This is a genomic window from Trinickia dinghuensis (genome assembly GCF_003367175.1).
In the GTDB taxonomy this organism is placed as follows: domain Bacteria; phylum Pseudomonadota; class Gammaproteobacteria; order Burkholderiales; family Burkholderiaceae; genus Trinickia; species Trinickia dinghuensis.
On the sequence record NZ_QRGA01000019.1, the window covers coordinates 26,860 to 46,626 of the forward strand.

Annotated in this window: 19 protein-coding genes; 11 read left to right on the top strand and 8 right to left on the bottom strand. The window is 63.2% G+C overall.

The annotated features are described in order from the left end of the window. Positions 1 to 23 precede the first annotated feature (23 nt). The 3 genes from DWV00_RS35005 to DWV00_RS28060 are packed head-to-tail and all read right to left on the bottom strand — an operon-like array spanning position 24 to position 1,179. Positions 24 to 548 carry a lysozyme inhibitor LprI family protein gene (locus tag DWV00_RS35005; RefSeq protein WP_425452849.1) on the bottom strand — a complete coding sequence of 175 codons (525 nt, stop codon included), beginning with the start codon at positions 546 to 548 and terminating at the stop codon, positions 24 to 26. Beyond that, a complete protein-coding gene (locus DWV00_RS28055; protein WP_115536897.1) occupies positions 467 to 685 on the bottom strand; it encodes a hypothetical protein in 219 nt (72 codons plus the stop codon). The genes DWV00_RS35005 and DWV00_RS28055 overlap by 82 nt, the downstream gene beginning before the upstream one ends. 2 nt (positions 686 to 687) lie before the next feature. Then, the gene (locus DWV00_RS28060) at positions 688 to 1,179 is read right to left on the bottom strand and encodes a hypothetical protein (protein WP_245965070.1); all 492 of its coding nucleotides are present in this window, start codon (positions 1,177 to 1,179) and stop codon (positions 688 to 690) included. Between the two features lie 234 nt (positions 1,180 to 1,413). Between DWV00_RS28060 and ettA the strand changes: the two genes are divergently transcribed. Then, entirely contained in the window at positions 1,414 to 3,081 is a 1,668-nt protein-coding gene (ettA, locus tag DWV00_RS28065) for an energy-dependent translational throttle protein EttA (RefSeq protein WP_115536899.1), read from the top strand. A gap of 166 nt (positions 3,082 to 3,247) precedes the next feature. Here ettA and DWV00_RS28070 read toward each other — a convergent pair whose 3' ends face one another. The 3 genes from DWV00_RS28070 to DWV00_RS28080 are packed head-to-tail and all read right to left on the bottom strand — an operon-like array spanning position 3,248 to position 6,034. Next, positions 3,248 to 3,877: an HAD family hydrolase gene (locus DWV00_RS28070; RefSeq protein ID WP_115536900.1), complete on the bottom strand. Its 630-nt coding sequence runs from the start codon at positions 3,875 to 3,877 to the stop codon at positions 3,248 to 3,250. A gap of 48 nt (positions 3,878 to 3,925) precedes the next feature. Next, positions 3,926 to 5,764, bottom strand: coding sequence for an aminopeptidase P family protein (locus DWV00_RS28075; RefSeq protein ID WP_115536901.1), 1,839 nt, complete (start codon positions 5,762 to 5,764; stop codon positions 3,926 to 3,928). Positions 5,765 to 5,779: 15 nt separating this feature from the next. Then, on the bottom strand, positions 5,780 to 6,034 hold the full coding sequence (locus DWV00_RS28080) for a hypothetical protein (protein WP_115537034.1): 255 nt from the start codon (positions 6,032 to 6,034) through the stop codon (positions 5,780 to 5,782). Positions 6,035 to 6,414: 380 nt separating this feature from the next. On the opposite strand from DWV00_RS28080, the gene hemA reads away from it, so the two are divergent. From hemA to DWV00_RS28125, 9 genes are all read left to right on the top strand, one after another. After that, positions 6,415 to 7,710: a glutamyl-tRNA reductase gene (hemA, locus tag DWV00_RS28085; RefSeq protein WP_115536902.1), complete on the top strand. Its 1,296-nt coding sequence runs from the start codon at positions 6,415 to 6,417 to the stop codon at positions 7,708 to 7,710. A gap of 83 nt (positions 7,711 to 7,793) precedes the next feature. Next, positions 7,794 to 8,876 (top strand): peptide chain release factor 1, encoded by a 1,083-nt coding sequence (prfA, locus tag DWV00_RS28090; protein WP_115536903.1) that lies wholly within the window; start codon positions 7,794 to 7,796, stop codon positions 8,874 to 8,876. A gap of 82 nt (positions 8,877 to 8,958) precedes the next feature. Beyond that, positions 8,959 to 9,828: a peptide chain release factor N(5)-glutamine methyltransferase gene (gene prmC, locus DWV00_RS28095; protein WP_115536904.1), complete on the top strand. Its 870-nt coding sequence runs from the start codon at positions 8,959 to 8,961 to the stop codon at positions 9,826 to 9,828. A 168-nt stretch (positions 9,829 to 9,996) separates the two neighbouring features. Beyond that, positions 9,997 to 12,084, top strand: coding sequence for a hybrid sensor histidine kinase/response regulator (locus DWV00_RS28100; RefSeq protein ID WP_181885611.1), 2,088 nt, complete (start codon positions 9,997 to 9,999; stop codon positions 12,082 to 12,084). Positions 12,085 to 12,169: 85 nt separating this feature from the next. Then, positions 12,170 to 12,481 carry a Grx4 family monothiol glutaredoxin gene (gene grxD / locus DWV00_RS28105; protein WP_115536906.1) on the top strand — a complete coding sequence of 104 codons (312 nt, stop codon included), beginning with the start codon at positions 12,170 to 12,172 and terminating at the stop codon, positions 12,479 to 12,481. Between the two features lie 61 nt (positions 12,482 to 12,542). Next, the gene (locus DWV00_RS28110; RefSeq protein ID WP_115536907.1) at positions 12,543 to 13,139 is read left to right on the top strand and encodes a UbiX family flavin prenyltransferase; all 597 of its coding nucleotides are present in this window, start codon (positions 12,543 to 12,545) and stop codon (positions 13,137 to 13,139) included. A 154-nt stretch (positions 13,140 to 13,293) separates the two neighbouring features. Next, positions 13,294 to 14,076, top strand: a complete 783-nt coding sequence (locus DWV00_RS28115; protein ID WP_115536908.1) for a DODA-type extradiol aromatic ring-opening family dioxygenase — start codon at positions 13,294 to 13,296, stop codon at positions 14,074 to 14,076. Between the two features lie 347 nt (positions 14,077 to 14,423). Further along, positions 14,424 to 15,458, top strand: coding sequence for a lipid II-degrading bacteriocin (locus DWV00_RS28120; RefSeq protein ID WP_181885612.1), 1,035 nt, complete (start codon positions 14,424 to 14,426; stop codon positions 15,456 to 15,458). A gap of 49 nt (positions 15,459 to 15,507) precedes the next feature. Beyond that, positions 15,508 to 15,834 (top strand): hypothetical protein, encoded by a 327-nt coding sequence (locus tag DWV00_RS28125; RefSeq protein WP_115536910.1) that lies wholly within the window; start codon positions 15,508 to 15,510, stop codon positions 15,832 to 15,834. A gap of 169 nt (positions 15,835 to 16,003) precedes the next feature. Here the strand turns inward: DWV00_RS28125 and DWV00_RS28130 are convergent, their stop codons facing one another. Then, on the bottom strand, positions 16,004 to 17,596 hold the full coding sequence (locus tag DWV00_RS28130; RefSeq protein ID WP_115536911.1) for an APC family permease: 1,593 nt from the start codon (positions 17,594 to 17,596) through the stop codon (positions 16,004 to 16,006). 443 nt (positions 17,597 to 18,039) lie between these two features. On the opposite strand from DWV00_RS28130, the gene DWV00_RS28135 reads away from it, so the two are divergent. Next, the gene (locus DWV00_RS28135) at positions 18,040 to 18,243 is read left to right on the top strand and encodes a cold-shock protein (protein ID WP_102610995.1); all 204 of its coding nucleotides are present in this window, start codon (positions 18,040 to 18,042) and stop codon (positions 18,241 to 18,243) included. 190 nt (positions 18,244 to 18,433) lie between these two features. Here the strand turns inward: DWV00_RS28135 and DWV00_RS28140 are convergent, their stop codons facing one another. Then, entirely contained in the window at positions 18,434 to 19,684 is a 1,251-nt protein-coding gene (locus DWV00_RS28140) for an Hsp70 family protein (protein WP_115537035.1), read from the bottom strand. Positions 19,685 to 19,767: the final 83 nt, after the last annotated feature.

A 19,767-nucleotide genomic window follows, 5' to 3' on the forward strand; every position in this document is an offset into this window, starting at 1 on the left:
CTTGTAAAGCCGACGCTCACCGATCAGGACGGTTTGCGGCTGCCCATCATCGATAGCTCTTTCATCTTCTTTTTCGTCGCCGCAGTCGCGCAAATTGCCTGCGCGGCTGATCGCATCGATCCGCTGCCCCACTCCGTACGCGCCGACATCTTGCACGAGGCGTCGCGCGCCTTCGTCCATTTCGCAATCCGCGAATCGAGCGCCGCTTTCCGCTCGGGATGTTCCGCTTCTCGCTCTTCGACGATCCGTTGCAATTCCCGCTCTGCAACGAGCTGGTCGCGCCATGCGCAGAAATTCATGCTGGTCTGACTCGAATCACAGTCGGCCAGCAACGCGCTGACCTCGCTCGCAGGCAATCCGCTACGAGAGGAGATCTCGTCAGCCGGCGTCTGATCTGCGAATGCGTGGGCCGATATCAACGCGAGCACTCCGAGAACGAGCCGACTGGCGAGGGGACAGGCTTGGCTCATCTCTCCAGCTTCGCGTCTTCGTCCGGATTGATGCCGTGTTGGCGCAACAGCTTCGTCAACCGAGCAACCCGAAACCATAGCCCGACCGCGGTGATAGTCACGACGGCGGAATACACGTTGTCATTGCCTATCCATCGCGATAGAAAGATCACACCACCGACAAACCCTACCGCGCACAGCAACAACAATCCTCGGTCGATGAGCCAGGCTTTCATCACTACAACCCCGCGCCCGAGCGTGCGCGCATCCCGTACGTCTTGCGTTGCTGCGACGACAAGTCAAACAGTTCTGGGTGGTTCATCAGGAATAACTGCATCGACGGCGAAAATGGTGCGATGCCGGACGCGAAAATCGCTTGATGCATCTGCGCCGCTGCAGCCGGGCCGTTTTTGCAGGTATAGAACGAATCGCCCGCGACCCAGAGACTGCCGATCATGCCGCCCAAGTAGTAGGCGCCGTATAGCGCGCCGAGGTAGGACAGTTTTTCCACGACCGTGCCCGCGCCGACAAGCTCTCGTAGCGTAACCTTCATGCCCATGGTCTGGACGACGCCCGCAAGCTGACCGATTACGCCGAGCGTACTCGTTTGTGTAGCGAACAGGTTCGACGGCGCCGTCAAGCCGATCGCTTCCATATTGACTTTGAAAGCCGGATAGAACCCGGCTGCGCAGGTTTGGCCCATATGCCCTCTCTCATGTTTTTTGTTCATTACCGCACCGTAGGCTGACATCGATTCGGTGCGTTCGAGAGCATATCACTCGAGCCTAGGGTGTTCACCTACTGTCCGCCTATCGGCTGTCCAAACGCAGATCCGCCACCCACCTCCGCCCCGATTGCTAAAATACCGCGTCGCAAGCGGTAACCGGCTTCCTCGTTCCGCCTCCATTCACCCGCACGCCGCCCCGCATCCCTGGGCGGCGGCTCGTTCCGTTCACTCACGCAAATGGCCCAATACGTCTTAACCATGAACCGGGTCGGCAAAATCGTGCCGCCCAAGCGTCAGATCCTGAAAGACATCTCGCTATCTTTCTTCCCCGGTGCGAAGATCGGCGTGCTCGGCCTCAACGGCTCGGGCAAGTCCACGCTCATCCGCATCATGGCCGGCGTCGATCGCGACATCGAAGGCGAAGCGACACCGATGCCGAACCTGAACATCGGCTACCTGCCGCAAGAACCGCAGCTCGATCCCGAAAAAACGGTGCGCGAAGCCGTCGAGGACGGTCTCGGCGACGTATTCCAAGCACAGAAAAAGCTCGACGAAATCTACGCGGCCTACGCCGAACCCGATGCCGACTTCGACGCGCTCGCGGCCGAGCAAGCGAAGTACGAAGCCATTCTCGCCGCCAGCGACGGCGGCAGCCCCGAGCAGCAGCTCGAAGTCGCCGCCGACGCGCTGCGCCTGCCGGCCTGGGACGCGAAGATCGCGCACCTCTCCGGCGGCGAAAAACGCCGCGTCGCGCTGTGCAAGCTCTTGCTCGAAAAGCCCGACATGCTGCTGCTCGACGAGCCGACCAACCACCTCGACGCCGAATCGGTCGAATGGCTCGAGCAGTTCCTCACGCGCTTCCCGGGCACGGTCGTCGCCGTCACCCACGATCGCTACTTCCTCGACAACGCGGCCGAGTGGATTCTCGAACTCGACCGCGGCCACGGCATCCCCTGGAAGGGCAACTACAGCAGCTGGCTCGATCAGAAGGAAGAGCGCCTGAAGCAGGAAGAAGCGTCCGAGTCGGCACGCCAAAAGGCAATCAAGAAAGAACTCGAATGGGTCCGCCAGAACCCGAAAGGACGCCAGGCGAAATCGAAGGCGCGTATCGCCCGCTTCGAGGAACTGTCGAGCCAGGATTACCAGAAGCGCAACGAGACGCAGGAAATCTTCATTCCGGCCGGCGAACGTCTCGGCAATGAAGTCGTCGAGTTCAAGAACGTCAGCAAGGCCTACGGCGACCGTCTGCTCATCGACGATCTCAGCTTCAAGATTCCGGCGGGCGCGATCGTCGGCATCATCGGTCCGAACGGCGCCGGCAAGTCGACGCTGTTCCGCATGTTGACGGGCCGCGAGACGCCCGATTCGGGCGAAATCGTGATGGGGCCGACGGTCAAGCTCGCCTATGTCGACCAAAGCCGCGACGCGCTCGACGGCAGCAAGACGGTGTTCGAGGAGATCTCGGGCGGCGCCGACGTCCTGACGGTCGGCAAGTACGAAACGCCCTCGCGCGCCTATATCGGCCGCTTCAACTTCAAGGGCTCGGATCAGCAGAAGAACGTCGGCAATCTGTCGGGCGGCGAGCGCGGCCGTCTGCACCTGGCCAAGACGCTGATCGCCGGCGGCAACATGCTGCTGCTCGACGAGCCGTCGAACGATCTCGACGTCGAAACGCTGCGCGCGCTCGAAGACGCCCTGCTCGAATTCGCGGGCTCGGTGATGGTGATCTCGCACGATCGCTGGTTCCTCGACCGCATCGCCACGCACATCCTGGCATTCGAAGGCGACTCGCAAGCCGTGTTTTTCGACGGCAACTACCAGGAGTACGAAGCCGACAAGCGCAAGCGGCTCGGCGAAGAAGGCGCGAAGCCCAAGCGCCTGCGCTACAAGCCGATCACGCGCTGATCGAGGGATCGCGCACCGCGGCATGGCGAACCGTTCGGCTCGCCGCGGATCGGCTTACATCGCTGCCATTGAAAAAGCGCCCCGCGGGGCGCTTTTTCGTTGCCGGCGCGGCCGATCGGCCAACTAGGCCGACCGCACACACGTGGGCGCAGCCTCGGCCTCAGCCTCACTGGCCGAACGTCAGCCCCAAGTCACGCAGCTTCGCTTCGGTCGCCGCGGCACTCGTGTGATGGATGCCGTGCCACCCGGCTGCGGCGGCCGCATGGGCGTTCTTGATGTTGTCGTCGATGAAGACGATCTCACCCGGGGCAATGCCAGGCAAATGGCGGTCGATGCGGGAGAACGTCTCGGCATAGATGCGCGGATCGGGTTTGACGAGCTTGACGCGCCCCGAAACGACGATGTCCCGAAAGCGGCGCAATACATCGAATTTCTCCCATGCGTACGGGAAGGTCTCGTGCGACCAATTCGTGAGCCCGAACAACGGCACGCCGGCGGTCTCGAGTTTGTCGACGAGCGCGACGCTGTCCGCGAAAACGCCCCGGATCATTTCCGTCCACCGGCCGTAGAACGCGCGAATCCGCTCGGCTTCATGCGGAAAGCGGGCAATCAGCTCCTCGTTACCCGACGCGATCGATTGGCCGCCGTCTTGCCTCACCACCCAATCCATCGTGCAGACTTCCGTGAGGAAGCGGCGACGTTCGTCCGCATCCGGAATCAGCTTGCTATAGAGATAGTCGGGGTTCCAGTCGATGAGCACCCCGCCGAAATCGAAGACGACGACCTTCGGTTTCATGCGATTTCCTTTTTGAGGTTCAACAGCCTTGTCAGCATCGGCATAACGTCAAATTGCCTGCGTGCGCGCCTCGAGCCACGCCTTCGCCGCACCGTCGACGAGCGGCGCCACGCGCTCCCGCACCGTCTCGTGATACGCGTTCAGCCACTCGCGCTCGTCCTCGCGCAGTAGCGACGGCATCACGCAGCGCGTGTCGATTGGACACAGCGTCAGCGTCTCGAAGGCGAGGAACGAGCCGAACTCGGTGTCTCCGTCTGCACGATTCAGCACCAAGTTCTCGATCCGCACACCCCACTGATCCGGCCGATAGACACCAGGCTCGACCGACGTGATCATGCCCTCTTCCATCGCCGTGTATGGCTCGGCCGGCGCGTAGTGCGCAATCACCTGAGGGCCTTCGTGCACGTTCAGGAAATAGCCGACCCCGTGCCCGGTGCCGTGGCCGTAGTCGATCCCGGCCTCCCAGATCGGCGCACGCGCGATCGCATCGAGCATCGGGCTGCGGATACCGCGCGGAAAGCGCGCCCGCGACAACGCAATCATGCCCTTGAGAACGATCGTGAAATCACGCTTTTGGGCTTCGCTGACCGTGCCGACTGGCACGACGCGCGTGATATCGGTTGTCCCCGTCACGTATTGGCCGCCCGAATCGATGAGCAAGAGGCCGTCGCCTTCGATCTTCGCGTGGGCAGCCGCTGTCGCGCGATAGTGCGGCATCGCGCCGTTCCCGTTGAAACCGGCAATCGTCGCGAAGCTAGGCGAGATGAAGCCGGGCCGGCGCGCGCGCTCGGCCGTCAGCTTTTCGTCGATCGTCAACTCGGTGATCGGCTCGCGGCGGCCGAGCGCCTCTTCGAACCAGGTGAAGAACTCGGCGAGCGCCGCACCGTCCTCCTCCATCGTCCGGCGTACCCGCTCGGCTTCGTCGGACGTTTTGCGCGATTTGGCGAACGTCGACGGGTTCACCGCTTCGACGACACTCACGGCCGCCGGCACAGCCTCGCGCAAGCCGAGCGTCACGCGCCGCGGGTCGATCAGGAGCGTCGAGCCGGCGGGCAGCGCCGCGAGCGCCGCCCGGGCTTGCTCGTAGGGCGCGACGCGGATGCCGTCGCGAGCCAAGGCCTCGGCGATCGCGGCGGAGACCTTGCCTTCGCCGACGAAGAGCGTCGCCTCGTCGAGACCCACGAGCACATGCGAGACGAACACAGGATTGAAGTTGACGTCCGCGCCGCGCAGGTTGGTGAGCCAAGCCACGTCGTCGAGCGTCGAGATGAAATGCCACTGCGCCGCGGATTCGCGCATCGCCGCCCGCACGAGCGCGAGCTTGTCGGGCCGGGCGACGCAAGCGTCCGCCGGCGCATGTTCGTAGACCGGGCTCGCGGGCAACGCAGGCCGATCGGTCCAGACCGTGTCGAGCAGGTCGAGGTCGGTCACGAGCCCGATCCCGCGCGCGCCGAGCGCATCGGAAAGCGTCCGCGCGGCCGCAAGACCGAGCACGGCGCCGTCCACCCCGGCGCGTTCGCCGGCAGCAAGCCGCTGGGCGAGCCAGTCGACATGGCCCTGCCCCTGCGGGCCGCCGGACAGTTTCATGAGTTCGACGCCGGTTCCGGCGAGCTGCGCTTGGGCCTGGACCCAGTAACGGCTGTCAGCCCAAACGCCGGCGAAATCAAGCGTGACGACGAGCGTGCCGGCCGAGCCGGTAAAGCCCGACAGCCATTTGCGCGCCTGCCAGCGCTGCGGCAAATACTCCGACAAATGCGGGTCCGACGACGGTACGACATAGGCGGCGAGCCCCGCGCGCGCCATCGCTTCGCGCAGGCGGGCCAGCCGTCCGGAGATCGAGCCGTCGCCGGCAACGAGCCCGGCGTTAGGAGAAAGACGATCGTTCATTGCAAACACCTGTGTTCATCGGCGGGGCGCGAGACCGACCGCCACGGCGACGGCAAGCAACGCGAGGCCCGTGCAGACGGGCCATTCGAGCGTCTCGCCATCATGGAAAAGACCCGACACGTCACCCGCCATCTTGGCGGCGGCAACGGCGACGATACCGGCTATCAAGGCTATGGGCAGGCCCGCTCGGCTTGTCCGGCGCAGCGGATGAAGCCCCCAGCCCGCCAAGGCGACGGCGAGCCCGAGGACGATGATGCCTGGCCAGCCCATCAGCGTCTCCCGACGCCGCACGTCACTTCGCCGCGGCGCGCGGGGCCGCGAAGAAAACCGCCAAATCGCATGGTGAGTCTCTTATTGTCTCTATTTAAGGAGATCCGACGGGACACGGCGTGCCAGCTATTGGGGCCATAGACGTGTCGCGCGGGTCGTCGTCCGCCATCAAGCGCCAAACACCCGCCCGCACGGGCGAAGCGGGCGAATGCGGGAACGCGGCAAGTTCGAGACAGTGGGCGCTCGCCGCCGGCCCCGCTCGATTTTTCGGGCGCTCGCCGGCGCACACGCGCTCAGCGAGCCTCGGGACGGAACCGTTATAATAACCGGCTGAAATATCAGCGCCGTCCGCAAGCACGGGTGGCCATGGCACCCCACGTATGCAACTGCTCACGATCGGAATCAATCACCACACCGCGCCTGTCGCATTGCGCGAGCGCGTGGCGTTTCCGCTCGATCAGTTGAAGCCGGCGCTCGATGCCTTCCAGGGCTTGTGGCAGTCGCGTTCCTCGCTGGCCGCCCCCGAAGCCGCGATTCTGTCCACCTGCAACCGAACCGAGCTCTACTGCGCCACGGATGACCGCGCCGCGCGCGAATCCGCGCTGCAGTGGCTGTCGAGCTACCATGGGCTGTCCGTGGATGAACTCGCGCCGCACGTCTACGCACTGCCCCAGTCGGAAGCCGTCCGGCACGCGTTCCGGGTCGCCTCGGGCCTCGACTCGATGGTGCTCGGCGAAACGCAGATCCTCGGACAGATGAAGAATGCCGTGCGCTCGGCCTCCGAGGCCGGCGCGCTGGGCACCTATCTGAACCAGCTCTTTCAGCGCACGTTCGCCGTCGCGAAGGAAGTGCGCGGCAACACGGCAGTCGGGGCGCAATCGGTGTCGATGGCCGCGGCGGCCGTCAGGCTCGCCCAGCGCATCTTCGACAAGATCTCCAGCCAGCGCGTGCTCTTCATCGGCGCGGGCGAAATGATCGAACTGTGCGCCACGCACTTCGCGGCGCAGGAGCCGCGCGAGCTCGTCATCGCCAACCGCACGATCGAGCGCGGCGCCAAGCTCGCCGAACGCGTCGGAGGGCACGCGATGCCGCTCTCCGATCTGCCCGCCCGCATGCACGAGTTCGACATCATCGTCTCGTGCACGGCATCGACGCTGCCGATCATCGGCCTCGGCGCCGTCGAGCGCGCGATCAAGGCACGCCGCCGCCGCCCGATCTTCATGGTCGATCTGGCCGTGCCGCGCGACATCGAACCCGAAGTCGCCGAGCTGCAGGACGTTTTCCTCTACACGGTCGACGATCTCGGCGCGATCGTGCGCGAGGGCAACGCCTCGCGCCAAGCCGCCGTCGCGCAGGCCGAGGCGATCATCGAAACGCGCGTGCAGAGCTTCATGCAATGGCTCGACACCCGCAGTGTCGTGCCCGTGATCCGTCACATGCATACCCAGGCCGATGCGCTGCGCCGCGTCGAACTCGAGCGCGCGATGAAGATGCTTTCGCGCGGCGACGATCCCGCCGCCGTGCTCGAAGCGCTCTCGCAATCGCTGACGAACAAGCTGATCCACGGCCCGACCCACGCGCTCAACCGCGCGAGCAGCAATGAGCGCGCGACGCTCGTCGAATTGCTCGGCGGCTTCTACGGGCACGCCAAACGCTCCGATTCGTCCGAGCATTAGCGGCGCTCCCCGCCCCGGGCGCGCTTGCACGCCCTCTCTCGCTTGATCCTTCCACATTCTTTCCGGGGAGCCTCGCTCCGCACATGAAAACGAGCATGCAACACAAGCTCGACCAGCTGACGACGCGGCTGGCCGAACTGAACGACCTGCTGAGCCGCGCCGACGTGACGGCCAATCTCGATCAGTACCGCAAGCTCACGCGCGAGCACGCCGAAATCGGCCCCGTCGTCGAGCATTACGGGCACTGGCGCCAGGCCCGCACCGATGCCGCGACGGCGCAGGAACTGCTCTCGGACGCGTCGATGCGCGAGTTCGCCGAAGAGGAAGTGCGCGCGTCGCGCGACAAGATGGCGCAGTTCGAGGAAGACTTGCGCAAGATGCTGCTCCCGAAGGATCCGAACGACGAGCGCAACATCTTCCTCGAAATCCGTGCCGGCACGGGCGGGGACGAATCGGCGCTGTTCGCGGGCGACCTGCTGCGCATGTATCTGCGCTTTGCCGAACGCCAGCGCTGGCAGATCGAGATGATGTCGGAGAGCGCGTCCGATCTGGGCGGCTACAAGGAAGTGATCGTGCGCATCGCGGGCCAGGGCGCCTATTCGCGGCTCAAGTTCGAGTCGGGCGGGCACCGCGTTCAGCGCGTGCCGGCCACGGAAACGCAAGGCCGCATCCACACGTCCGCCTGCACGGTGGCGGTGATGCCCGAAGCCGACGAGATCGGCGAAGTCGAAATCAATCCCGCCGACTTGCGGATCGATACGTTCCGCGCGTCGGGCGCGGGCGGGCAGCACATCAACAAGACCGATTCGGCCGTGCGCGTGACGCACTTGCCGACGGGGATCGTCGTCGAATGCCAGGACGACCGTTCTCAGCACAAGAACAAGGACCGGGCGCTGAAGGTGCTCGCCGCGCGCATCAAGGACAAGCAGTACCAGGAGCAGCACGCCAAGGAAGCGGCCACGCGCAAGAGTTTGGTCGGCTCGGGCGACCGCTCCGAGCGCATCCGCACCTACAACTTCCCGCAAGGGCGGCTGACCGACCACCGGATCAACCTGACGCTCTATAAGCTCGAAGCGATGATGGATGGCGATCTCGACGAACTGATCGCGGCGCTCGTCAGCGAGCATCAGGCGGAGTTGCTGGCCTCGCTAGGCGACGCCGATTGACGCACCGCCCAAGTTTGCTTCGTTTGCTTCGTTCGCCTCCTTTTCAGCCGCACCCACGCAACGACCGACTTCGCCTTATCCCATGACGTCCGGCCCTGCCACACCGCTCGCCACCGTCGGCGACTTGCTGCGCGCCTCCCCGCTGCCCATGCTCGAAGCGCGCGTGCTGCTGTGTCATGCGCTGGGGTGGCGGCGCACGGAACTCATCACCCGAAGCAACGAGCCGCTCGGTGCCGAGGCGTTGGCCGCGTTTCACGCGCTCGAAGCGAGGCGCATCGCAGGCGTGCCGGTTGCCCAGATCGTCGGCGTGCGGGAGTTCTACGGCCTTGCGTTCGAAGTCACGTCCGACGTATTGATCCCGCGCCCCGAAACGGAGCTGCTGGTCGAGACAGCGCTCGATGCGATCGCATCGATCCCTCACCCGCGCATACTCGATCTCGGCACGGGCAGCGGCGCGATCGCGGTAGCCATTGCATCGGCTCGGCCCGACGCCCGCGTTTGGGCCGTCGACCGTTCGGCAGCCGCGCTGGCCGTCGCCGCGCGCAACGCCGCCAAGCTGCTCGATCCGGCCCGCCCCGGCGGCCCCATCACGTGGCTGCGGGGCGACTGGTATGGCGCACTGGCGTCTTCGTCCCAGCCCGCGCCCGAATTCGATACGATCGTCAGCAACCCGCCCTACATCGCGGCCAGCGATCCGCATCTCGACGAAGGAGACCTGCGCTTCGAACCGAGAGGCGCACTGACGGACGAATCGGACGGACTCACTGCGATTCGGGCCATCGTTGCCGGATCAGGCCCATTTTTGGCCGCCGGCGGCCACTTGTGGTTCGAACACGGCTACGATCAATCGGCTGCGGTACGCGCATTGTTGGCGGCATCCGGCTTCGAGAACGTCAGGTCGCTTCAAGACTTGGCCGGGATCGAGCGCACGACGGGCGGTGCGCGAGCCTGACGTTCCGCGCTTGGGCGCAAGTCGCGCACGACGTTTCCATGGCCGGAATCGACATGAAATTCGAAACCGATTGACGCACTGTACGTACTGTTATGATTTATGTTCGCCTGCGCGCGGGACCGCACGTGGTGCACGCGTACCTCAATCGAACTTCCAGCGGAGCCCACGGTGAAGCTTCCCTTACCGCCCTTCGGCAAACGTTTGACCGTTCGCGGTACCAAGATCCACCCGGACGAGTCGTCCGAAGTCATGCAAGGCAAGCTCGCGCGCATCGCGCTCGAACAGATGTCGGCGTTCGTCGCGCTGCTCAGCCCGGAAGGTACGGTGCTCGAGTGCAGTCGTAGCGGCGATGGCCTCGGCTCGCTGTTGCTGCCGCGAACCGATCTGATCGGCCGGCCGCTTCTCGACGCATTCCCGAGCGCGGGAGTGCAACCGGGCGCGCACGAAGCGCTGCGGCAAGCCATAGCGGGCGTCGCGGCAGGCAAAACGGCCCGCTTCGATCTACCGCTGCCGGCGGCCGAGCCCGGGAAACCGCCCGTCGTACTCGACGCGGCCTTGCGCCCGGTGCGCGACGATGCCGGACAGGTCGCGTTCGTCCTGCTCGAAGCGCACGAAGCCACCCAGCAGCGCCGTAACGAAGCCGATCTGCGCGAAAGCCGCGACGAGGCACATCGCGGACGCGAAGCATCGGTTCGGCTCGACGAAACCGAGCAGCGGTTTCGCCTGCTCGTCGACAGCGTGGTCGACTACGCGATTTTCATGCTCGACGTCGACGGCTACGTGACGAGCTGGAATGCCGGCGCGCAGCGCATCAAGGGCTATCGGTCCGAAGAAATCATCGGGCAGCACTTCTCGCGCTTCTACACGGAAGAAGATCGCCGCAGCGGCGTGCCGCAGTCGGTCCTGTCCCGTGCCGCGCGCACGGGCAAGTTCGAGGGCGAAGGCTGGCGCGTGCGCAAGGACGGCTCGCGCTTTTGGGCCAATGTGCTGATCGATGCGATCGTCGGCTCGGAGGGCGAGGTGATCGGCTTTGCCAAAGTCACACGCGATCTGACCGAAAAGCGCAATGTGGAAGCGCAATTGCGACAGTCGCAGAAGATGGAAGCCGTCGGCCAGTTGACGGGCGGCATCGCGCACGATTTCAACAACCTGCTGCAAGTCGTGATCGGCAGCCTCGAAGGGCTCCAGCGGCGCGTCGCCAATGCCGAGCAGCTGCCGCAAGGCGCCGACATGATGCGCTTCGTCGACAACGCGCTGCGCGGCGCCGAGCGCGCCGCCAACCTGACGCGGCGCCTGCTCGCGTTTTCGCGCCGCCAGGCGCTCGACGCCAAGCCGACCGACGTCGGCAAGCTCATGGCCGGCATGTCCGATCTGCTGCGCCGCACGCTCGGCGAAGCGATCTCGATAGAAGCCGTCAACGCGGCCGACCTCTGGCGGGTATCGGTCGATGCGAACCAACTCGAGAGCGCGCTGCTCAATCTCGCCGTCAACGCGCGCGACGCAATGCCCGGCGGCGGCAAGCTCACGATCGAGACGGCCAATTGCGTACTCGACCCGTCGTATGTTGCGCGATTCGACGGGCTCGACGCCGGGCAATACGTCATGATCGCCGTCAGCGACACGGGCTCGGGCATGACGAAGGACGTCCTCGAGCGCGCGATGGAGCCGTTTTTCACGACGAAGGAAGTGGGTCACGGCACGGGGCTCGGGCTCAGCCAGATCTACGGCTTCGTCAAGCAATCGGGCGGGCATGTGCGCATCTACAGCGAGACCGGGGAAGGCACGACGGTCAAACTGTTCCTGCCGCGCCTCGCGGGCGACGTCGCCTGCGACGAACAGGCCGACCTCCGGCCCGTGCCGGCCAGCCGTGTCGGCGAAACGATTCTGGTCGTCGAAGACGACGAAAGCGTCCGCACGGCAACGAGCGACATGCTGCGCGAACTCGGCTACCGCGTCGTGCTGGCGGAGGACGGAGCGAGCGCGCTGCGTCTCGTCGGCGAGCGGCCCGAAATCCGCCTGTTGTTCACGGACGTCGGGCTGCCCGGCGGCATGAACGGGCGACAGTTGGCCGACGCCGTGCACACGAGCCGGCCCGAGCTGCCGGTGCTGTTCACGACGGGCTACGCGCGCAATGCAATCGTCCACCATGGCCGGCTCGATCCCGGCATCAACCTGCTGCCGAAACCGTTCACGTACGCGGACCTGGCGGACAAGCTGAGCCGGATGCTGGCCGGCTCGCCGGGTGGGCCCAGGTAGCGCTCCGGCTCGCTGGCCCGAAATCCGCTATCATTCCGCTCTATATTTTCCGTTTCGCGCGCGACGCGCAGACACAAGGTCAGTCATGGATACGCAACAACGCATCAAGCAAGTTATCGACGAAAACGCCGTCGTCCTGTTCATGAAGGGCAACGCGCAGTTTCCGATGTGCGGTTTCTCGGGCCGCGCCATCCAAATCCTGAAGGCATGCGGCGTCGACCAGTTCAAGACGGTCAACGTGCTCGAAGACGAGGAAATCCGCCAGGGCATCAAGGAATTCTCGAACTGGCCCACGATCCCTCAGCTCTACGTGAAGGGCGAATTCGTCGGCGGCTCGGACATCATGATGGAGATGTACCAGTCGGGCGAACTGCAGCAGTTGTTCGCCGCGGCCTGAGCCGCGTGCGGGTGTGGGCCGGCCGGTCGCCGGCCGCGCCGCCTGCTCTTATGCTTTAGCCATGTCTTCCGCCAGTGTGCCGCCGCGCCGGCTGATCGTCGCGATCACCGGCGCCACGGGTGCGATCTACGGCGTACGCCTGCTCGAAAGAATGCGGCGTGTCGAGGGGCTCGAGTCGCATCTCGTCGTCTCGAGCGCCGGCTGGCTCAATCTCCAGCACGAACTGAGTTTGACGAAGGACGACGTCCATCCGCTGGCCGACGTCGTCCATAGCGTGCGCGACGTCGGCGCAAGCATCGCGTCGGGCTCGTTTGCGACGGACGGCATGATCGTCGCGCCATGTTCGATGAGGACGCTGGCGAGCATCGCTCACGGCCTTTCCGACAATCTGATCGCGCGCGCGGCGGACGTCACGTTGAAGGAGCGCCGGCGCCTTGTGCTGCTGGCACGCGAGACGCCGCTGAATCTGGCGCATCTGCGCAATATGACGGCCGTGACCGAAATGGGCGGCGTCGTTTTCCCTCCCCTGCCCGCGTTCTACAACCGCCCTGCATCGATCGACGAGATGGTGGACGACACCGTGGCGCGCGTCCTCGACATGTTCGCGCTCGGCCCGGCGCTGGCCGCGGCTTGGCCGGGGCTGCGCGGCGAAGCGTAAACACACGCAACGCCGAGCCGAGCCAGCACGGTGCGCATTCGCTACTGCGGTGACACGGTCCGTTTCCTGAACATGGGTTTATCGCCTGCGCTCGGCGGAATATAGTCAGTCATCACATTTACCGATGCCGGTCGCGCCCGCGCGATCTCCTGCCATGTCACGTTTGCCTTCGCTTTTCCTGTCTCACGGCGCGCCGACGCTGCCGATCGATCCCACAATGCCGTCGGGGGAATTCGCCACGCTGGGTGCCCGCCTGCCGCGCCCGCGCGCCATCTTGATTCTCTCGGCGCATTGGGGCACGGACATGCCCGTCGCCAGCACGGCCGAGGCGCCCGAGACGATCCACGATTTCTACGGCTTTCCGCGCGCGCTTTACGAACTGCATTACCGCGCGCCCGGTGCGCCCGAGGTGGCTCGCCAAGCCGCGGCTTTGCTCGGCACGGCGAACATTCCGACCCAAACGCTGCCCCACGGGCTGGACCACGGCGCTTGGGTGCCGTTGCTGTTGATGTATCCGGAAGCCGACCTGCCCGTGGCGCAGCTGTCGATTCAGCCGCATCGCGATCCGGCGCATCACTACGCGGTGGGGCGCGCGCTGCGGCCTTTGGCGGACGATGGCGTACTCATCATTGGGTCGGGCCAGATCACACATAATCTGCGCGCGGCCGACTTCGGCGCAAAACCCGGCGATGGCGACCCACGCGTAGCCGAATTCACCGATTGGTTCGAGGCACGCCTGGCGGAACGTGATGTCGAGTCATTGCTCGACTATCGCCGCCGCGCGCCGCACGCGGCCTACATGCATCCGACCGACGAGCATTTGCTGCCCGTGTTCGCCTCGCTCGGCGCGGCCAGCGACGATTACGCGCTGGAGATTCAATCGCTAGGAACGTATCAGCGAGCGCTGGCGATGACGAATTACTTATTTCTGCATTAATCAGTTCGCCGCAGTTTTTTTGCGTACCACCATCGCACCGCGGTCGCGCCCGCACCTCTAGACGGGCGCGACACCACACCGGCAACAAGAAGCTGGGCCAACCAACGTCGCTAAGACAACGCGCTCGGCGGCCAGAATCCAACCGCACTGACGCTCGGATCTTTCCCAAGGCGACGACGAACATCGCCTCATCTCCGCCGCTCGACTTATCGCGCATTTTTTAAATGCACGTCATAAATCATTCCCCCTGTACTCGGTGGAACCAAAATCACTCGTTCGTTACCTATGACGAAACGCGTCCACCTGAAGCACAAAATCACTTCACAACCGATCGGGAGGAAACAAAAATGCATAAAACCACGAAAAATAACACGGCATCTAACGACGAATTGAATCGATCTCGGCGCGCTCTTGCCTTAGGGGGATTGTCCGCATCAGCTTTATCGTTTTTTGGCCCGAAACGCGCCTTCGCTGATCCGCCAATCGCATCACTCCCCACCATAAACGTATACGGATCACCACCCACCGGCGATGCTTTTTACGGTATCGATATGGCGGCCTCCTCTGCACCGATGCCGCCGAAAGGCGCACCTCCATTCTCTGTTCACGACATCGGCGCGAAGGTCGTTGCGAATGGAAAAAGAGTTTTCAAGATGGCGGAGGGCGGCGATCCCATTGCGACCATGGACGAGTTTTTCAAGGGATTAAGCGGTCGCTCAGCCGAATATGTTTGGGGTCAAATTAGATCTCTAGGCGCCTTCACGCAGTGGCTTGCCAATGGTGGTTACAGTCAGCTCATAGGTGCGAACTCATACGGGCTCCTTCCTGCGCAATCGTCAAATATCACGATGATGTACGGATTATATTTTTCTCAACACGCGAATACCCCGATATCCGAGTTCAAGTTTTATGGCAATCCTTTTATGCCGATCGCGGCAATTCACTACTGGATCAACGGCAACGGTGCAGATAGAACAATCGATATACCATCCCTCAATCTATCAATGGGATTGAACGATTTCTCACCAATTAAGAATATCGTAAACAACCTGTCGATGGGCCCGGGATCTTATGCCATTGATGCGAGCTTCAGCACGAATTTATTCGCTCATGGCACCAAAGATCTCTGGGCGGCGGGTGTTATTGGGCGCATCAGCGGTCAAGTAACCGGCACATTGAATATCGATCAAGCAGGAACCTATGCATTCAATGATTCATACACATTGCTACCTGACGTTTTTAATGCAGATCGATCACATCGACCGTTCCCGCAGGAGCAAATGACGGATTTCCTCCGAGCGATCGGCGATCTTTTCGGACACACTGATTACACCATCAAATTCTCCGGATCCGGTTCAATATCGTTTTCCGGCCCCAGGTAGGACGTGGCGTCATTTCGTTCTCGGAATTCCTTTTTTCGAAGAGAAACCTGTGAAATTAAGGACTCTCGGCATTGTGCTCGCCACCTCGCTGATGCCTGTTGCGGCAAGCGTATTTCTGCTGTTTGCGATCGTTTTTAGGCACTACGACGGGGACACTGGATCGTGCCCGACCCAGCCATATGAAGTTACGAAGAAACATATCGCCGACTATCTTAAGGCCAACAATAAACCCACAAACAAGGTCGTCTTCGAAGACGACGCGCACTACGACAATACGACCAACTGGTGGATGGTGCCGTTTCGTGTGAACTCCACTAGGTACGAAGCTATGGTTGACTGCCATGGCGGAATCGAGATAACCGGCGCCCTTAAGTGAGATGACCGCGTCCGACGCCGCTCTCGGTTACCGTTTGAAGGCGTAATGCTTCGCCTTAGCAGTTCGTTGGCCATTCAGAACAAAGGCCCGTCTGACTCTCGTCAGACGGGCCTTATTTTTTGCATCTCACCCGCGCTAATTCAAATCTAACCGCGGGCGGCGCGGCACATTAAACGCCGACGCCTTCGAGAAGGTCTTCCTCGGACTCGCGCTCATTGAGATAGTTCGTGCGATAGCCCGACTTCACACCCCAAAAGTAGAAACCGAGCGCGACCAGCGCGACGACGAGCATGTCCCAGCCGTAGGGCAGGACGTTCATGCCCCCGAACTGCTTGCTGCCGATGACCGACAGCACGGCCATCGTCGGCAGATAGGCGACGAGCCACCAAGCGGCCTTCAGATCCGCACCCCAGCCGCCGAAGCCGGCCTTCGCCTGGTAATAGAAGTAGACCGGCAGCGCGACGACCATCAGGAGAATGATCTCGCCCGTGAGCGGCCACTTCGCCCAATAGAGCACGAGCGACGCGCAGACGAACGCGAACGGCGCGATCAGCTTCATCAGCGGCAGCTTCAGCGGACGGTCGACGTCCGTTGCCGTGCGGCGCAGCGCCATCAAGCTGATCGGGCCCGTCAGATACGAAATGACGGTCGCCACCGAGATGACGGCGGCCAGCGAACTCCAGCCGCGGAAGAAGAACATGAAGATGAACGAGACGATGAGGTTGAACCACATCGCGTTGCGCGGCACGCCGTAGAACGGGTGCACATTGCCGAACATCTTCGGCAGCGTGTTGTTGCGCTCCATCGCGTAGATCATGCGCGTCGTCGTCGCCATGTAGGTCGTGCCGGTGCCGCTCGGGCTGACGAACGCGTCCACGTAGAGCAGGATCGCCAGCCAGTTCAGGTTCAGCGCAAGGGCAAGCTCGGCGAACGGCGAAGCGAAGTTGAAATGGCTCCAGCCCTTCACGACGTCGGCCGGGTTGACCGCGCCGATATAAGCGATTTGCAGCAGCACGTAGATCACGAGCGCGAGCAGGATCGAGCCGATGACCGCGAACGGCACGCTCTTCGACGGGTTGCGCGCTTCGCCGGCCAGGTTGACCGGGCTTTGGAAGCCGTTGAAGCTGAACACGATGCCGCTCGTCGCCACCGCCGTGAACACGGCCGACCAGCCGTACGGCGCGAACGTGGTCGAGGTGCCGAAGTTTTGGCTATGGAAGCCCGATGCCATCAGCCCAAGGATGGTGGCGCCCGGAATGATGAACTTGAACACCGTGATGGTCGTGTTCGCACGGGCGAACAATTTCACGCCCCAGTAGTTGAGCATGAAGTAGACGATCACGAGCAGGGCCGAGAGGAACAGGCCCGGCGGCGCCAGCGACCCGTTCACGAACAGCGCATGCGCCCAGCTGTAGGGCCAGGTGCTCATGTATTGAATCGACGCTTCGGCCTCGATCGGAATCACCGACACGATGGCGATCCAATTCGCCCAAGCGCTGATGAAGCCGACGAGCGCGCCGTGCGAATAGCGCGCGTAGCGCACCATGCCGCCCGACTCCGGGAACATGGCGCCCAGTTCGGCATAGGTGAGCGCAATGGCGAGAATCACGACGGCGCCGATGATCCATGCGCACACCGCCGCGGGCCCGGCGATCTTGGCCGCCTTCCACGCACCGAACAGCCAGCCGGACCCGATGATCGAGCCCAGACCGGTGAGCATCAGCGCAAACGGCCCGATGTTCCGTTGAATAGAACTTTTCACAACCTCTCCTTGGGGATATACGAATGGCGCGCGGGTGGGGGATACGCGCCGATTCTGCAAGAAACGTGCAACCGATGCGGGCACTGCGGCGAGGGGGGAACCGCAACTTGGCGCAACCACATCGCGCGGCGGGTAGTTTACCGGTTGCAATCACTTAATTGGTGCAAATTGATCGGTCACCAAGAAAAAAAATCCCCATGAAATGAAAGATTTGTAAGAGGGTGGTTCGTCTAGTCAGTCGAAAGACGATGCTGCGGCGCGAAATTGTGTTGACCATGGCCTCGATTCACCGTATAAAGATGGAGCAGGAATTCAAGTGGCGAGTGTTGATTGGTCTTTCGTAGGTCGCCCCCATCAGGTACTCCGGTTGTCCTCTTATCCTTCCTTGATTTTCGTGCGCTCCCAGGCTTCGGCCTTTTTCACCCAATTTAGGAATTTGTAATATGGAAACCGGTACCGTCAAGTGGTTCAACGACGCTAAGGGCTTTGGCTTCATCACCCCCGACGGCGGCGGCGAAGATCTCTTCGCGCACTTCTCGGAAATCCGCGTCGAAGGCTTCAAGACGCTGCAAGAAAATCAGAAAGTGTCTTTCGAAGTAAAGACGGGCCCCAAGGGCAAGCAAGCCGCGAACATCAAGCCGCTGTAAGGCGCTTGAGCGCTTCGGAGCACTGAGTCGCTTCGAAGCTCGTACGCAGCGAAGCGCATCGCGTTTCGCGAACAAAAAACCCCGCCACGTGCGGGGTTTTGTCTTTCTGCGGCGATTGAGGAACGGCGAAGTCGGGCAATGGCAATCGCCCAATCGCGGAATGGCGTAATGGCGGATGCGCTAGTCAGCGCTAGGCAAAAAGGCGCTGGGCGTGAATCCCGAGCCCCGCCGCGACGCTGGCGAGCCGATCGCCGAATACGGGCTTGGCATCGGGAAACGCCGCGCACAGCGCGTTCGTGAGGAAGTGCAGGCCGGTCGTTCCGCCCGTGAAGTAAAGCGCGTCGACGTCGCCGAGCGCCACGCCGGCCGCCTTGGCCGTCTCCCGTGCCGCATCGGCAATGCGGCGCGCCTCGTCGGCGCCGGCGGCGATCAGCCCCGCTTCGTCGAACGCGATACGCAAATCGGCTTCGACGTCATCGAGGTCGATCGACGTCTGTCCGCCGGCCGCCACCCCGATTTTCGCCTCTTCCGCCCGCGCCGCTAGCGCATGGCCGAGCCGGCGCTCGACCACGCGCATGAGCCGCTCGTGGTGCCGCACGTCGGGATACAAATGCCGCATCAGCGCAAGCTCGCCGGCGCGCTTGCCGCCGTAGATCGTATTGATCAGGTGCCACGTGGCCAGGTCGAAGTAGATCCGGTTCGGCACCTCGCGGCCCTCGGGATCGAGCGACCGGTAGCCGAGCTCCAGCAAGATCGTCTCGAGTTCCACGCGTCGGTCGAAGTCGGTCCCGGCCACGTGCACGCCGTAATGCGCGAGCACGTCGTCCTTGCGCTCGATCCGCTTCATCCGCTCGGGCCCGACCCGGACGAGAGAAAAATCCGAGGTGCCGCCGCCGATGTCGGCAACGAGCACGAGCGCTTCTTCCTGCAAGCGCGATTCGTAGTCGAATGCGGCCGCGATCGGCTCGTACTGGAAGTGAATCTCCTTCAGGCCGGCGCCGCGTGCCGCCGTTTCGAGCTGCTGCTGAGCCAAGCGGTCGGCGCGCGGATCGTCGTCGACGAAGAAGACTGGCCGCCCCAGCACCACGCGGTCGATCGATACGCCCGCGCAGGCTTCGGCTTGCCGCTTCAGGAAGGCGACGAAAATCCCAATGATTTCCGTGTACTTGATCGCGCTGCCGTCGCCGAGATCCGTCGCGGTCTCCGCCAGCGGCGAACCGAGGATACTCTTGAGCGAGCGCATCAAGCGGCCGTCGAAGCCGTCGATGTATTCCGCCAGCGCCGCGCGGCCGAAGGCACGCGTATGTTCGTCGGTATTGAAGAAGACGGCTGTCGGCAGCGTCGTATGTGCGCCCTCGACGGGCGCCAGCATCATCGTCTCGCCGCGCGGCAACGCCACGGCGGAGTTGGACGTACCGAAGTCGATCGCACAATAGGGCATCGCTTGCATCGCAACTCGCTTTATGCGAACAGAAGGGAGCGCTTTTTAACACAACTCCCCGGTAGGAGCAATCGGTGCGCCAT